Below are 13,923 nucleotides of genomic sequence, written 5' to 3'. Positions count from 1 at the left end.
CGCCTCGCGCCGGTCGGCCGCACTAGGCTGACCGGCGTGAGCACCACTCCGTACGCCTGGATCGCCGAGACCCACGAGGCCGAGACGGTCGCCCGGCTGCTCGTCGAGTTCCGCGACCACCTCGGCATGGACTGGCCGTCGGAGAACGCCTTCCTCGCCGGTGTCGAGCGGCTGATGGACGACCGCGACACCGAGTTCGTCCTCGGGGCCGCGCACGCCGACGCACCGCCGACCGGCGTCGTCCAGCTCCGCTTCCGCTACGGCATCTGGCGCGCGGGCGGCGACTGCCTCGTGGAGGACGTCTACGTCAGCGAGGCCTCGCGGGGCGCCGGGATCGCGCGGACGATGCTGGAGCACGCGACGACCCGCGCCCTCGAGCGCGGCTGCCGCCGGATGGAGCTCGACACGAACGAGACGAACGCGACGGCGATCGCGCTGTACGAGTCGCTCGGCTTCACGAACTCGACCGCCGCCTACGAGGGGCGCGACCTGTACTTCCGGCGGCACCTGCCGCACGAGTGACGGCGGACGACCGGCGACACTGCACGAGTAACGGCGGTGACTGACAGCTGACGCAGGACTGTCCTGCGTGGATTGTCAGTCGGCGCGGCCGGGGCGGCGCCGAGGCGTGACGCGGCGCCGCGTCAGCCGCGCGGTGCGAACTGCATGACCTCGATGCGGTGCCCGGCCGGCGTGTGCACGAACGCCCGCGGGGAGTTCCAGTACGGCTCGCGCTCGAGGACGTCGAAACCGCCGCCGCGCAGGTCCTTCAGCGTCTCGTCGTAGGCCCCGCGGACGATCGCGATGTGGGCACGGCGGAGGATCGTCGGCTCGTCCTCGTAGACGAGGTGGATCTGGTGGCGCGAGGCCCCGGTCGCGTCCTGCACCCAGCGCGAGGACTCGGCGAGGGCCGGCGTCAGGGGGCGGATCTCGTGGTAGCCGAGCAGCGCCCAGAACGCGACCTCGGCGTCCGCGCCGTCCGTCCGGATCTCGAGCGACGCGTGGTGGATCACCGCGCGCTCAGTCCCCCGCGAGCTCGCGGTTGCGGGCGTGGATCTTCAGCTGCTCGGGGTCCCGGCGCGCGATCGGCAGCGTCCAGTCCTCGAGGTAGGCGACGTCCTCGCGCAGGATCGCGAGCGCGCGGGTGCCGTCGAGGACGGCGCCGTGACCGGGGACGACGTGCGCGGCCTCCTCGACGAGCGGGCGCAGGCGCTCGAGCGTCGCGCGGTACGCGCTGCGCGAGCCGCCCTCGGAGAGCATCGGCAGCTCGACCGGGGAGAGGTGGTCCCCCGCGACGAGGATCCGCGCCCACGGGATCCAGATCGCCATGCCGTCGGCGGTGTGGCCACCGGCCGGGTGGAGCTCGAGCGTGTGGTCGCCCACGTCGAGGTGGCCCGGGACGGGCAGCGCCTGGACCTGACCGAGCGCGAGCGGCGCGGGGCGCTCGACGTACCACTGCTGGTCGAACTCGCGCAGGCGACCGGCGGCGCGGCCGGGCTCGGCGGTGAGGCGCGCGGCGGTCGTCTCGGCGACACCGAGCGGCGCGTCTGCCCCGAACGCGAGGCGGCCGAGGAGGTGGTCCCAGTCCGCGTGGGTCGCGAGCAGCCCGGTGAACGGGAAGCCCGACTGGGCGAGCAGCGTCGGAAGGACGTCGAGCTCGCTCTGCAGCACCGGCGAGTCGATGACGAACGCCTCGGCCGGCGGACGCTCCGGATCGTTCTCCGGCGCCCCGTCGACCGTCCCCCGGACGATCGTGCAGGTGGTCTGCCAGACCGCCGAGGTGGCGACGAGGACGTCCGGGTGCAGCGAGACGACGCGCACGGTGGCGGCTCGAGGCGCCCGGGCGGGCCGCTACAGCCCGAGGAGGCGCGCGGCCTCGAGGAGCGTCTTGACCTCTTCGGTCGGCTTCTTCTGCCCCGACTCGAGCGCCTGCCCGCCGCGGTTGACCCAGATGACCGGGATCTTCGCCTTCAGGCACGGCTCGACGTCGTGGTAGTAGCTCGACCCGATGTGGACCCAGCCCTTCTTCGTGCCGATGCGGCGCGCGAACTCGTTGAAGTGCGCGGGGTCCGGCTTGTAGGAGCGGACCTGCTGCGCGGTGACGACGAGGTCGTAGTCGCCGGGGATGTGGCGCCGCGTCTGGCCGAGGAGCTTGTCGTCGATGTTCGACAGCAGCGCCGTCTGGTACTTGCCGAAGAACTTCTTCATCTGCGGCGCGGTCTCCTTGAACGGCATCCAGCGCGCGACGGAGTCGGGCAGGAAGCCGGAGCGCGAGGGCTCGAGGGACCAGCCGATCTCCTTGGCGATCTTCACCGCCGTCTGGCGCAGGACCTCGGCGTAGAGCTCGTAGGAGCCGCCCTCGACCTGCTGGGAGATCTCGTGGAAGAGGCGGACGATCTCCGCCTTGTCCTTGTCCTCGATCGTGAAGCCCTCGCGGGCCGCCTCACGCTTGAAGGCCTGGAAGACCCCGGTGTCCCAATCGATCAGCGTGCCGTAGACGTCGAACGTGACCCACTGGACCTTGGAAGGAAGCGCCATGAGCGGCCCATTGTGCCAAAGCCCGCGCGTTTCGCGCGTTCCGGCAGCCGCATAGGCTTGGGCCATGAGCGCCATGGATCAGGCAGACGTCATCGTCGTCGGGGCGGGGCTGGCCGGCCTCGTCGCCACCGCCGAGCTCGCCGACGCCGGTCGGCGGGTCATCGTCGTCGACCAGGAACCGGAGGCATCCTTCGGTGGGCAGGCCTTCTGGTCGCTCGGCGGCCTCATGTTCGTCGACAGCCCCGAGCAGCGCCGGATGGGCGTGAAGGACTCGCGGGAGCTCGCCTGGCAGGACTGGCTCGGCACGGCCGGCTTCGACCGCGACGAGGACCACTGGCCGCGCCGCTGGGCGGAGGCGTACGTCGACTTCGCGGCCGGCGAGAAGCGCGCGTGGCTCCACGCGCAGGGCATGCGCTGGGTCCCGAACCCGGGCTGGCCGGAGCGCGGCGGCTCGCTCGCCGACGGCCACGGCAACTCGGTGCCGCGCTTCCACATCACCTGGGGGACCGGGCCGGGCGTCCTCGAGCCCTTCGAGCGGCGCGTGCGGGCGGCGGTCGCCGCCGGGCGCGTGGAGCTGCGCTTCCGCCACCGGGTGACCGGCCTGACCGTCGACGGCGGCACCGTCACCGGCGTCACCGGCGAGGTCCTCGAGCCGAGCCCGGTCACTCGCGGGGCGGCGAGCTCGCGCACCGTCGCCGGCGAGTTCGCGCTCGGCGCCCAGGCCGTCCTCGTCACGACCGGCGGCATCGGCGGCAACCACGACCTCGTCCGGCGCAACTGGCCGGCCCGCCTCGGCGAGCCGCCCGCGCGGATGATCTGCGGCGTCCCCGCCCACGTCGACGGTCTCATGCAGCAGGTCGCGATCGGGGCGGGCGCCAACGCGATCAACGAGGACCGCATGTGGCACTACGTCGAGGGGATCCACAACTGGGACCCGATCTGGCCGAAGCACGCGATCCGCATCATCCCCGGGCCCTCCTCGCTGTGGTTCGACGCGACAGGCAGGCGGCTGCCGGGCCCGCTCTACCCCGGCTTCGACACGCTCGCGACGCTCGACCACATCCAGCGCACGGGCTTCGACCACACGTGGTTCGTCCTCACCGAGAAGATCATCGAGAAGGAGTTCGGGCTCAGCGGCTCCGAGCAGAACCCGGACGTGACGTCCAAGTCGATCCGCGCGGTGCTGAAGGACCGGCTCGCCGGCGGCCCTCCCGGGCCCGTGCAGGCCTTCAAGGACCACGGCATCGACTTCATCGTCGAGCGGGACCTGCGGACGCTCGTGCAGCGGATGAACGCGCTGACGGGGGACACGCCGCACATCGACCACGACGACCTCGAGCGGCAGATCGTCGACCGCGACCGCCAGATCGCCAACCGGTACGCGAAGGACGGTCAGGTCACCGCGATCCACGGCGCCCGCGCCTACCTCGCGGACCGCATCACCCGCGTCGCCGCGCCGCACCGCATCCTCGACCCCGACGCCGGCCCGCTCATCGCCGTCCGCCTGTCGATCCTCACCCGCAAGTCGCTCGGCGGGCTGGAGACCGACCTGCAGGCCCGCGCGCTGCACGCGGGCGGCGCGCCCTTCCCCGGGCTCTACGCGGCGGGGGAGGTCGCGGGCTTCGGCGGCGGCGGGATGCACGGCTACCGCGCGCTCGAGGGGACGTTCCTCGGCGGCTGCCTGTTCGGCGGGCGCGTGGCCGGACGGGCGATCGCCGCCGCCCTGTAGCGACCGGGCAGCGCCTCCTCCGGGCGCGACCGCGGAGGCGATGCTCCCCTAGGATCCCCCGATCGCGCCGTCCGCCGACACCGCCCCGGAGCCCGGAGCCGAGCCCTCCGGGCTGCCGTGGCTCATCCTGCCGACGTTCAACGAGGCCGAGAACGTCGAGGCCATCACGCGTGCCGCCGACGCCGTCCTGAGCGCCGCCGCGCCCGGTGGCCACCGCATCCTCGTCGTCGACGACGACTCGCCGGACGGGACGGGACGCATCGCCGACGCGCTCGCGGCCGAGCTGCCCGGCGTCGAGGTCCTCCACCGCACGGAGCGCACCGGCCTCGGACCCGCCTACATCGCCGGGTTCACGCACGCGCTGGAGCACGGCGCGGGGTTCGTCATGGAGATGGACGCGGACTTCTCGCACGACCCGCAGGACCTCGCGCGCCTGCTCGCGGCCGCGCGCACCTCGTGCGACCTGGCGCTCGGCTCGCGTTACGTCCCGGGCGGCGGGGTCTCCGACTGGGGCCGGCTGCGGCAGGTCGTCAGCCGCGGCGGCTCGTGGTACGCCCGCGAGGTCCTCGGCCTGCAGATCCGCGACGTCACCGGCGGCTTCAAGTGCTTCCGCGCCGAGGTGCTGCGCGCGATCGACCTGCCGACGGTCCGTTCGCGCGGCTACGCGTTCCAGGTCGAGCTGACCTACCGCGCGGTCCAGCGCGGCTTCCGCGTGCAGGAGGTCCCGATCGTCTTCCGCGACCGCCAGCACGGCACGTCGAAGATGTCCACCGGGATCGCCCTGGAGGCGATGCTGCTCGTTCCGCGGCTGCGGCGCAAGCGGTAAATCCCCTGCACCTGACGTTGACCGCTGAGTCAACGGTCCGGCCTATAGCATCGCCCGCGCTATGGACCTTCTCGAATATCAGGGCAAGCAGCTCTTCGGCCGCCACGGGCTCGCCGTCTCCGACGGCAAGGCCGTCACGACCGTCGACGACGCCGTCGCCGCCGCGAACGAGATCGGCTATCCGGTCGTCGTCAAGGCGCAGGTGCTCATCGGCGGCCGCGGCAAGGCCGGCGGCGTCAAGCTCGCCGCCAACGAAGCCGAGGCGCGCGAGCACGCGACGAACATCCTCGGCCTGGACATCAAAGGCCACATCGTCCGCACGCTGTGGATCGAGTACGCCTCGGACATCGCGACCGAGTACTACGCGTCCGTCCTCTTGGACCGCGGCGCGAAGAAGCCGCTCGTCATGTTCTCCGTGGAGGGCGGCGTCGAGATCGAGACCGTCGCCGAGGAGACGCCCGAGAAGCTCATCAAGGAGAACGTCGACCCGCTCGTCGGCCTCACGCGTGAGCAGGCGGTCGACATCGCCACGCGCGGCGGCGCCGACGCCGACGTCATCGAGGGCGTCGCGGACGCGCTCGTCGCGCTCTACGAGGTGTGGATCGAGGAGGACGCCTCGCTCGCGGAGATCAACCCGCTCATCGTCACGCCCGATCGTCAGGTCAAGGCGCTCGACGCGAAGGTGACGCTCGACGACAACGCGATGTTCCGCCACAAGGAGAACGCTGACCTCGGCGACTCGGCGAACGCGGACCCGATCGAGCAGAAGGCCAAGGAGCAGGACGTCATCTACGTCAAGCTCGACGGTGACATCGGCATCATGGGCAACGGCGCCGGGCTCGTCATGAGCACCCTGGACGTCGTCGCGCAGTACGGCGGCACGCCCGCGAACTTCCTGGACGCCGGCGGCGGATCGGACGCCGCGAAGGTCAAGCAGGCGATCGAGCTCATCCTCGCCAACGACCAGGTCAAGGCCGTCCTGCTGAACATCTTCGGCGGCATCACCCGTTGCGACGAGGTCGCCAACGGCCTGGTCGCCGCGTTCGGCGACCTGAACCCGACCGTCCCGTTCGTCGTCCGCCTGGACGGCACGAACGACGTCGAGGGCCGCAAGATCCTGGAGGACGCCGCGCTGCCGAACGTGCACGCGGCCACGACGATGGACTCGGCGGCCGAACTGGTCGTCAAGCTCGCGAAGGAGAACAGCTGACATGTCGATCCTCATTGACAAGGACACGAAGCTCGCGGTCGCGGGCATCACCGGCCGCGAGGGCTCGTTCCACACGCTGAACAACCGCGCGTACGGCACGAACGTCGTCGGCGGCATCAACCCGAAGAAGGCCGGCGAGAACGTCGAGGGGATCCCCGTCTTCGCGAACTGGGCCGACACCGTCGCGGAGACCGGCGCCAACGCGGCGATGATCTTCGTGCCGCCGCCGTTCGCGGCCGCGTCCGCGCAGGAGGCCGCCGAGGCCGGCGTCGAGCTCATCGTCGTCATCACCGAGGGCATCCCCGCGCACGACGAGCTCATGCTCTTCAACCGCCTCAAGCGCGATCACCCGAACACGCGGCTCATCGGGCCCAACTGCCCGGGGCTCCTGTCCCCCGGCAAGGCGAACGTCGGCATCATCCCGGCGTCGTTCTTCAAGGAGGGCAACGTCGGCGTCGTCTCCCGCTCGGGCACGCTGACCTACCAGATCGGCAACGAGCTGGCCCAGGCCGGCTTCGGCAACTCGTCGATCGTGGGCATCGGCGGCGACCCGGTCCCGGGCTCGTCGTTCATCGACATCATCGCCCTCTTCGAGGCCGATCCCCAGACCGAGCTCATCGTCATGTCCGGTGAGATCGGTGGCGACGCGGAGGAGCAGGCCGCCGCGTACATCAAGGACAACGTGACGAAGCCGGTCGTCGGCTACATCGCGGGCTTCACCGCCCCCGAGGGCAAGACGATGGGCCACGCGGGCGCGATCGTCTCCGGCTCGGCCGGCACCGCCGCCGCGAAGGCCGAGGCCCTGGAGGCCGTCGGCGTCCAGGTCGGCCGCACGCCGACCCAGGTCGCGAAGATCGCCATGGAGATCCTGGGCGCCGCCGCGTAACGCCTGGTCGTCCTCCGCCGTTGCCGGTCCGAGCGCCCCGGGGAGACCCGGGGCGCTCGTCGTTCTCGGGGGCTGGCGGTGGGGCGGGCTGGCGGTGCTGGCGCGGTTGCCGGTGGGGCGGGCTGGCGGTGCTGGCGCGGTTGCCGGTGGGGCGGGTTGCCGGTGGGGGCGCGGTTGCCGGTGGGGGCGCGGTTGCCGGTGGGCTGCGCGGGCGGGCGCGGGCGCGGGGCGCGCCGCGCTCCACCCCGCGGAGCCGCGTCCGCCGACTGACAGCTGAGGCAGGACAGGTCTGCGTCAGCTGTCAGTCGGCGCGGCGGGGGAGCGGTGACGCGCCAGATCGACCCGTCCGGTGGGGCGAAGCCGTCGCGCCCCGACCTACGGAGGGTGTGACCTCAGGCACCCCGATGACCGAGATCCTCCGCGTGGCCGGTCGCCAGCACGGGCGCATCACGTGGGACCAGTTGCTGGCCGCGGGCGCGACCCGCGCGCGGATCGACCGCTGGACGCGGGAGGGATGGCTCGTCCGCGAGCACGCGCGCGTCTACCTCGTCGGCGCCAAGCCGCGCACGCGGATCGGGCGCTTCCAGGCGGCCCTGCTGCACATGGGCGCGGAGAGCACCCTGAGCTTCGAGGCCGCCGCCGCCCACTGGGAGGTCCTGTCCGGCGCGGTCCCCCTCGCGGTCACGGTCCCGGCCGCGACAGGGCGGGGGCATCGGAACGGCATCGTCGTCCACCGGGCCGTGCTGGCGCCCGAGCACGTGACGACCCACCTCGGGCTCCGGGTCACGACGCTGCCGAGGACGCTGCTCGACCTGGCCGGCGTGCTCCCGTCGGATCGGCTCGCCCGTGTCTTCGAACAGGCGCAGGTGCGGCATCACCTCGACCCCACGCCGCTCGCGGCCGATGTCGTGTGCTGGCGGGGCCGGCGCGGCATTCGCGGGCTCCGGGCGATCCTGGAGGATGCCGTGGACCCGGCGCTGGTCCGCAGCGTCCTCGAGCTGCGCTTCCTGAAGCTCTGCGCACAGCACGGCCTCCCGCGCCCGCTGATCAACGAGCCCATGGGTCCGTGGGTGCTCGACTTCCTCTGGCCCGGGGTGCGCGTCGTCGTGGAGACCGACGGCTGGCGCTTCCACCGGACGGCCGCCCAGCGGCGACGGGACGCCGAGCGGGACGCGTGGCTACGCGCCCGCGGCTACGTGGTCCTCCGGCTCACGTGGAGCGACGTGACCCGCCGACCCCTCGAGACGGCCGCGACCGTGCGAGCGGCCCTGCCCACGCCGCCGACTGACAGCTGAGGTAGGACAGGTCTGCGTCAGCTGTCAGTCGGCGACGGTGGTGGGCCGAGACGCGGCTGGCGGCTGCGCGCTACGCCGGCAGCGCGTCCGAGCGCTGCGGCCAGGCCGGCCGGATGAAGGCGTTCGGGCGGGGGAGCTGCCCCTCCTGCCAGATGACGGCGAAGGCGAGGTGCGGGACCTCGAGGACGTGCTCGCAGATGACCGAGCGGGGCTCCCACGTCGGCGAGAACTTCTCGTTGTGGTACCGGAGCTGGTCGATCTGGGTCCAGCGCATCGCGAGGTACGCGAGCGCCTTCGCGACCCGCGGCCAGAAGCCGAAGACCGGCTCGTAGACGTAGCGGCGGGCGGCGGCGAAGTTCAGGGAGAGCTCCTCGACGCCGTGCTCCTTCGCCTGCAGGAGCGCGAAGGCGATGAGGGCGTCGACCGTCCCGTTCGGGGAGTCCGGATCGCGCAGCTGCATCGCGAGCGACCACATCTTCCGCTGCGTCAGCGGCATGAAGACCATGAAGGCGCCGACGTGGCCGTCCTCGGCGTGGCGGGCCTGGACGACGATCGAGCGCTCGGAGCCGTGCGCGTCGTAGGTCTCCGGCGCCATGACGAAGGACTGCTCCTCCTCCGGCGGCCGGCCGCGCTCCTGGCAGGCGGCGAGCTCGGCGCGCTCGGCGTCCGTCAGCTCGCCGAAGCGCTTGCACTCGAGGACGAAGCCCTCGCGCTGGACTCGGTTGTAGGCCTGGCGGACCTTCTTGATCTTGTGGCCCTGGAGGGTGAAGGCCGTCGCGTCGACGATCGCCTCGCACCCGAGGTAGATGGGGCGCATGCCGAACTCGCTGCGCATGCGGTCGCACAGCTCCTCGCTCGCGGCGACGATGCCGAAGCGCAGGCCGGCGCCGCGGGCGAGGCTGCGGGCGCGGTTGATGACCTCGGCGACGCCCTCGGGGCTGCCGATCGGGTCGCTCGCGACGAGCAGGGCGCGGTTCTCGACCCGGAAGGCGAGCACGGCGTCCCTCGCGTCGCTGAACATGTGGCCCACGTCCTCGCGGAGCTTGAACGGCGCCATCGAGTCGGTCGCGTACTCGTCGATGAGCGCCTGCGTGCGGATCATCGCCTCGTGCGTCGGGACGGTGTGTGCGCGGAGGGTCTCGCGGTAGTTCACGGCGACGAGGCGGTGACGGGCGAGGAGGACCCCTGTGAGCGCGATCAGGGGCAGCAGGAGCTCGGTCGGCGGCTCCCCGTAGGCGAGGTCGACGCCGACGACGCCGGCGAGCAGGGCGCAGCTGACGATCCAGGCGCCGCGGCGCCGGCGGAGCAGGCCCCAGCCGAGCGGGACGAGCAGCGCGGCGACGCCGGCCGCCCACAGGCGGTTGTCGATGTGCTGCGTCGGGTCCGCGATCTCGAACCGCGAGGAGGGTGCCAGCGCGAGCGCGAACAGGCCGTTGACGGCGGCTGCCGCGAGGACGAGAGTAGCGAGGAGGCGGTTGCCGGCGGGCAGGCGGGGGCGGGTGGAGCGCCCGCGGGGCTTGCGCGTCCGGCCCGTGACCAGGGGCAGGATCGTGTCGGTCATCACACTCATGGTCGCAGGTCGAACCTGACGGCCACCTGACCACCTCCCGTCCGGACGGGGTCGGTCACGGCTCGGGCGTGAGGACCTGGTAGCGGCCCGGACCCGTGTCGGCGGCGGCCGGGAGCAGCGCCGGGCAGCCGCTGCGCAGATCCGCGCACGTGACGAGGCGGCCCGCCTTCAGGTGGCGCCTGCGGCCGTGCCCGACGAGGGTCGACGGCCGGTGGACCGCGAGCTGCGAGCGGTAGTAGAAGCTGAAGAGGTTGCCGTCCCGGGTCGGGTCGACCCTCGCCTCGACGGGGTCGGCGCGCCAGCGACCGGTGAGGATCCGCGACGTCGCTCGCCCGTCCCCCTTGACGTAGCGATCGAGCCACGCCGTCGCGTACCACGTGGCGAAGTCGACACCGCGCAGCGTCGCGGGCAGCGGGACCCCGGCGGCGTAGGAGAACTCGTAGTGGGTCGCTCCGCGGAGGACGAGCTCGGCGCTGTCGACCCCGGCGGCCCGGGCGGCGAGGAAGCCGGCGAGGTGGCCGGCCGGGTCCGGGGCCTGCAGGAACGGCGTCGGGGCCTGGTAGTAGTCGTCCGCGATCCCGAGGACGGGCACGCGCGGGCGCAGCGGCACGGGCGGCGTCTCCGAGGTCTGGGCGAGCAGGTCGTCCCAGGCGACGCCACCGCGGACGCGGTGGTCGCGCGCGGCGAGGATCGAGACGGCGTCCGCGCCGCGGGAGTGGCCGACGAGCCCGATGCGGCGCGCATCGACCCGGGCGTAGAGCGGGTTCGCACGAGCCGCCTTCCCGCTCGCGACCTCGGCCTGCTGGCGCCGCTGACCCGGCGTGGCCGCGTGGCCCGCGGTCGCGGGCGTGCCGTCGGGCGCCGGCGGGAGGTAGGGCTTCGCCCGCGTCGAGAGCAGGAAGGCGAGGGCGTCCTGGGTCTGCTCGACGGCGTCCTCGTCGGCGGCGGCCTCGACGGTCCCGCTCTCCGCGGCCTGCTGCACGGCGACGTGGCGGCTCGCGTCGGCACCGGTCCCGAAGGTGTCGCTCAGCCCGTGGCCCTGCGGATCGAACGTCAGGACGAGGTACCCGGAGCGGGCGAACGCGGCGGCGGCGAACCAGTAGAACGTCTCGGGGGCGAGGTCGCCGCTGACGAAGACGACCGTCGGGAGCCGGCCCTCGAGGCGGACGGTCGTCGGCGGCAGCCACAGGTGGGCGGAGAGCAGCGCGCCGTTGCGGTTCACGAACCGCACGGGGCGGGACGGGGCGCTCAGCGGGTGCGCGGCGGGCTCCAGGCGCGGGCGCTCGCCGATCTTCGCGAAGTTCGCGGTCTCGCGGGTGAGGTCGAACGCGGACGCCGGCGCGGCGGCCGCCGCCGCGAGGGTCAGCGCGGTCGCGGCCGTGACGACGGCGGTGAGGAGCGGGACGCGGCGCACGAGCACGCACTGTGACCGATCGGGGTGCGGAGTGCCGCGGTAGCATCGGACCGGTGGATGCCGGAACCGTCGTACGCGCGGTCTTCGAGGCCTTCGGGCAGCGCGACGTCGAGGCGATCATCGCCCTCGCGACCGACGACGTCGAGGTCTGGGCGATCGGGACCGCGTCGGAGGCCGGCCGCGCCGAGCCCTACCGCGGCCACGACGGGCTGCGCGAGTACTTCGCGGACGTCGCCGCGATCTGGCGACGCTTGGAGATCGTGCCCGGCGACCTGCGGATCGCCGCGAGCGGGGTCGTCGTCTTCGGGACCGCGCACGGGGAGACCGTCGACGGCGCCGTCCACGATGGGGTCGGGGTCATCTGGATCGTCCGGCTCGAGGGCGAGCGCGTGCGGTCGCTCCGCATCACGCCGACGACGTCGCGGCCGGGCTGAACCGGCGCCCGTCCGTCCGGGGGCGGTAGGCCGCGGGCGAAGGCCCACGGGCGAGGACCGGGGACGGTGGCCGGGGGCCGGCGGCCCGGTCCGGCCCGGGTCAGCCGTCCTTCTTCCTGCCGTGCTTCTTCGCCTTCCCGGGCGGGACCTTGCCGGCGGGCTGGGGCTGGGGCTGGGCCGCGGGCGCAGGGCTCGTCGCGGCCGGGGCCGGGGCCGGGGCGGCGGTCGGCTGCAGGGCCCCGATCGCCTTGCGGGCGGCGGCGCGCGCCTCCGGCGTCCCGCCCGCCTGGACCGCGAAGCCGTGGCCGCCGAGGTCGAGCTGGTAGTCGACGCAGCCGGTCGCGCAGTACGCCGGCTGCCCGGTGAAGCGGTAGCCGACGACGGCGCCGAGCGCGGTGGAGAAGTGCGTCGTCCCCGTGACGGTGCGACCCTCCCGCCCGAACGACGGCGCCATGCCCGGGGTCGCGTCGATGAGCAGCGTCTGGCCGTCAGGGCCGGTGAAGATCGTCCGCTTCACCCCGCCGAGGTCCTGCTCGCCGGACGTCGACCAGCCGGCCGGGACACGGGTCGTGTACGCGCCCTTGGTGGCGGTGTAGGCCACGGTGGCGGGGGCGACGACCGGCGCGGGGGGCGCCGCCTTCGTGCTCGCGCCCGACGCGGTCCTCGACCCGGACGCCTTGGACGAGGTCCGCTTGCCGGAGGCCTTCGCCGCCGTCCTGTCCCCCGAGGTCGCCTTGGTGCCGTCGCCGCCTCCGCCGCTCAGGAGGACGACCGCGAGCGCGAGGACGAGCAGCGCGGCGGCACCGAGGGCGAGCAGGCGCCCGCGGCGGGCCGGGCCACCCGTGTGTGGCGCGCCGGAGGCCCAGGACGGGCCGAGGCCGGAGGGCGCACCGGCGGCCGCGTCCGCAGCAGCGGCGGCGACGGCGGCGGGACCGGCGGCCGCGGCCGCGGCCGCCGCGACCGGCGCGGCGGGAGCGCGGCGGCGTGCCCGCGGCGTCCCGGCCGGAAGCGGATCACGCACGCGCGGGGTGCGGGCAGCGGGCGCAGGCGTCGTGACCGCGGTGGGCTGGACGACGGTGGCCCCCTCGTCGGCCGCCTGCGCCGCGTCCGCGGCCGCGACCTCCTCGGGCAGGATGGCCGGCATCGCGGCGGTCGCCTGGCCGGGGTCGTCGTCGGGCGCGGTGACGGCTGCTGCGAGCGCACGGGCGAGCTCGCCGGCGGTGGCGAATCGCTCGCCGGGCGCCTTAGCGGTCGCGCGGGCGAGGACGGCGTCGATCCGCGCGCCGTGCTGCGAGGCGGGCAGGCGGACCGACGGCAGCGGCTGCGTCGAGTGCGCCATCGCCTTGGCCGTGAACGTCCCCTCGAACGGCAGGCCGCCCGTGAGCGCGTGGTAGAGGACGCAGCCGAAGGCGTAGACGTCGGTGCGGGCGCTGAGCGTGCCGGCCTCGATCTGCTCGGGGGCGGCGTAGTCGACGGTGCCGATCCACTGGCCGGTCTGGGTCAGGCCGTCGTCGGCGTCGCGGGTGAGCCCGAAGTCCGTCAGGTAGGCGTGCTCCTCGTCGTCGTGCCCGGTGAGCAGGACGTTGCCGGGCTTCACGTCGCGGTGGACGAGGCCCTGCGCGTGGGCGGCGTCGAGCGCCGAGCCGATCTGGCGGCCGAGGCGGGCGACGCGCCCGGGGTCGAGGGCGCCCTCGCGGCGGATGACCGCGCCGAGGTCCTCGCCGTCGACGAGCCGCATCGCGAGGTAGCGGACGCCGTCCTCCTCGCCGGTCTCGTAGACGGGGACGACGTTCGGATGCTCGAGGGAGACCGCGATCTGCATCTCCTTGGCGAACCGCTCGCCGGAGGACTGGTCGGGGTTGCCGGGCCGCAGGAGCTTGAGGGCGACGCGGCGCTGCTGCACCTCGTCGAAGGCCTCGTGGACGACGCCCATACCGCCGCGCCCGAGCACGCCGTCGAGGCGATATCGGCCGATCCGGCGCACGGTCGAGGTGGAATCAAGGGGCTGCACGTCGGCGGAA

General features: G+C 73.6%; 13 protein-coding genes. 7 read left to right on the top strand and 6 right to left on the bottom strand.

Annotation, left to right across the window (positions count from 1 at the left end; genetic code table 11):
* Positions 1-36 precede the first annotated feature (36 nt).
* The gene (locus NBH00_RS01940; protein ID WP_254571671.1) at positions 37-522 is read left to right on the top strand and encodes a GNAT family N-acetyltransferase; all 486 of its coding nucleotides are present in this window, start codon (positions 37-39) and stop codon (positions 520-522) included.
* A gap of 122 nt (positions 523-644) precedes the next feature.
* On the opposite strand, the gene NBH00_RS01935 is transcribed toward NBH00_RS01940, so the two are convergent.
* Genes NBH00_RS01935 through NBH00_RS01925 form a run of 3 tightly spaced genes read right to left on the bottom strand, consistent with a single transcriptional unit; the run spans position 645 to position 2,538 of the window.
* Positions 645-1,013: a VOC family protein gene (locus NBH00_RS01935; RefSeq protein ID WP_254571670.1), complete on the bottom strand. Its 369-nt coding sequence runs from the start codon at positions 1,011-1,013 to the stop codon at positions 645-647.
* A 7-nt stretch (positions 1,014-1,020) separates the two neighbouring features.
* On the bottom strand, positions 1,021-1,821 hold the full coding sequence (locus NBH00_RS01930; RefSeq protein WP_254571669.1) for an MBL fold metallo-hydrolase: 801 nt from the start codon (positions 1,819-1,821) through the stop codon (positions 1,021-1,023).
* A 30-nt stretch (positions 1,822-1,851) separates the two neighbouring features.
* Positions 1,852-2,538, bottom strand: a complete 687-nt coding sequence (locus NBH00_RS01925; RefSeq protein WP_254571668.1) for an HAD family hydrolase — start codon at positions 2,536-2,538, stop codon at positions 1,852-1,854.
* A gap of 64 nt (positions 2,539-2,602) precedes the next feature.
* Between NBH00_RS01925 and NBH00_RS01920 the strand changes: the two genes are divergently transcribed.
* From NBH00_RS01920 to NBH00_RS01900, 5 genes are all read left to right on the top strand, one after another.
* On the top strand, positions 2,603-4,267 hold the full coding sequence (locus NBH00_RS01920) for an FAD-binding dehydrogenase (RefSeq protein WP_254571667.1): 1,665 nt from the start codon (positions 2,603-2,605) through the stop codon (positions 4,265-4,267).
* Between the two features lie 112 nt (positions 4,268-4,379).
* On the top strand, positions 4,380-5,093 hold the full coding sequence (locus NBH00_RS01915) for a polyprenol monophosphomannose synthase (protein ID WP_367401363.1): 714 nt from the start codon (positions 4,380-4,382) through the stop codon (positions 5,091-5,093).
* A 61-nt stretch (positions 5,094-5,154) separates the two neighbouring features.
* On the top strand, positions 5,155-6,303 hold the full coding sequence (sucC, locus tag NBH00_RS01910) for an ADP-forming succinate--CoA ligase subunit beta (RefSeq protein ID WP_254571666.1): 1,149 nt from the start codon (positions 5,155-5,157) through the stop codon (positions 6,301-6,303).
* A 1-nt stretch (position 6,304) separates the two neighbouring features.
* A complete protein-coding gene (gene sucD / locus NBH00_RS01905; RefSeq protein WP_254571665.1) occupies positions 6,305-7,189 on the top strand; it encodes a succinate--CoA ligase subunit alpha in 885 nt (294 codons plus the stop codon).
* Positions 7,190-7,593: 404 nt separating this feature from the next.
* Positions 7,594-8,484, top strand: a complete 891-nt coding sequence (locus NBH00_RS01900; RefSeq protein WP_254571664.1) for a type IV toxin-antitoxin system AbiEi family antitoxin domain-containing protein — start codon at positions 7,594-7,596, stop codon at positions 8,482-8,484.
* Between the two features lie 70 nt (positions 8,485-8,554).
* Here the strand turns inward: NBH00_RS01900 and NBH00_RS01895 are convergent, their stop codons facing one another.
* Both NBH00_RS01895 and NBH00_RS01890 read right to left on the bottom strand, forming a co-directional pair.
* Positions 8,555-10,045, bottom strand: coding sequence for a DUF2156 domain-containing protein (locus NBH00_RS01895; protein WP_254571663.1), 1,491 nt, complete (start codon positions 10,043-10,045; stop codon positions 8,555-8,557).
* Positions 10,046-10,109: 64 nt separating this feature from the next.
* Entirely contained in the window at positions 10,110-11,474 is a 1,365-nt protein-coding gene (locus NBH00_RS01890; RefSeq protein ID WP_254571662.1) for an alpha/beta hydrolase family protein, read from the bottom strand.
* A gap of 47 nt (positions 11,475-11,521) precedes the next feature.
* On the opposite strand from NBH00_RS01890, the gene NBH00_RS01885 reads away from it, so the two are divergent.
* Positions 11,522-11,902 (top strand): nuclear transport factor 2 family protein, encoded by a 381-nt coding sequence (locus NBH00_RS01885; RefSeq protein ID WP_254571661.1) that lies wholly within the window; start codon positions 11,522-11,524, stop codon positions 11,900-11,902.
* 100 nt (positions 11,903-12,002) lie between these two features.
* Here the strand turns inward: NBH00_RS01885 and NBH00_RS01880 are convergent, their stop codons facing one another.
* Entirely contained in the window at positions 12,003-13,913 is a 1,911-nt protein-coding gene (locus tag NBH00_RS01880) for a serine/threonine-protein kinase (protein ID WP_254571660.1), read from the bottom strand.
* Positions 13,914-13,923 lie beyond the last annotated feature (10 nt).

Source organism: Paraconexibacter antarcticus, assembly GCF_024220175.1.
In the GTDB taxonomy this organism is placed as follows: Bacteria; Actinomycetota; Thermoleophilia; order Solirubrobacterales; family Solirubrobacteraceae; genus Paraconexibacter; species Paraconexibacter antarcticus.
The sequence above is the reverse complement of the archived record's forward strand: the minus strand, read 5'-3'. Positions and strand labels throughout refer to the sequence as shown.

Bases quoted from the DNA above. Each gene is read 5' to 3' on its own strand.
- NBH00_RS01925 (WP_254571668.1), bottom strand. From the start codon at position 2,538: ATGGCGCTTCCTTCCAAGGTCCAGTGGGTCACGTTCGACGTCTACGGC.
- NBH00_RS01920 (WP_254571667.1), top strand. From the start codon at position 2,603: ATGAGCGCCATGGATCAGGCAGACGTCATCGTCGTCGGGGCGGGGCTG.
- sucC (WP_254571666.1), top strand. From the start codon at position 5,155: ATGGACCTTCTCGAATATCAGGGCAAGCAGCTCTTCGGCCGCCACGGG.
- sucD (WP_254571665.1), top strand. From the start codon at position 6,305: ATGTCGATCCTCATTGACAAGGACACGAAGCTCGCGGTCGCGGGCATC.
- NBH00_RS01900 (WP_254571664.1), top strand. From the start codon at position 7,594: ATGACCGAGATCCTCCGCGTGGCCGGTCGCCAGCACGGGCGCATCACG.
- NBH00_RS01895 (WP_254571663.1), bottom strand. From the start codon at position 10,045: ATGACCGACACGATCCTGCCCCTGGTCACGGGCCGGACGCGCAAGCCC.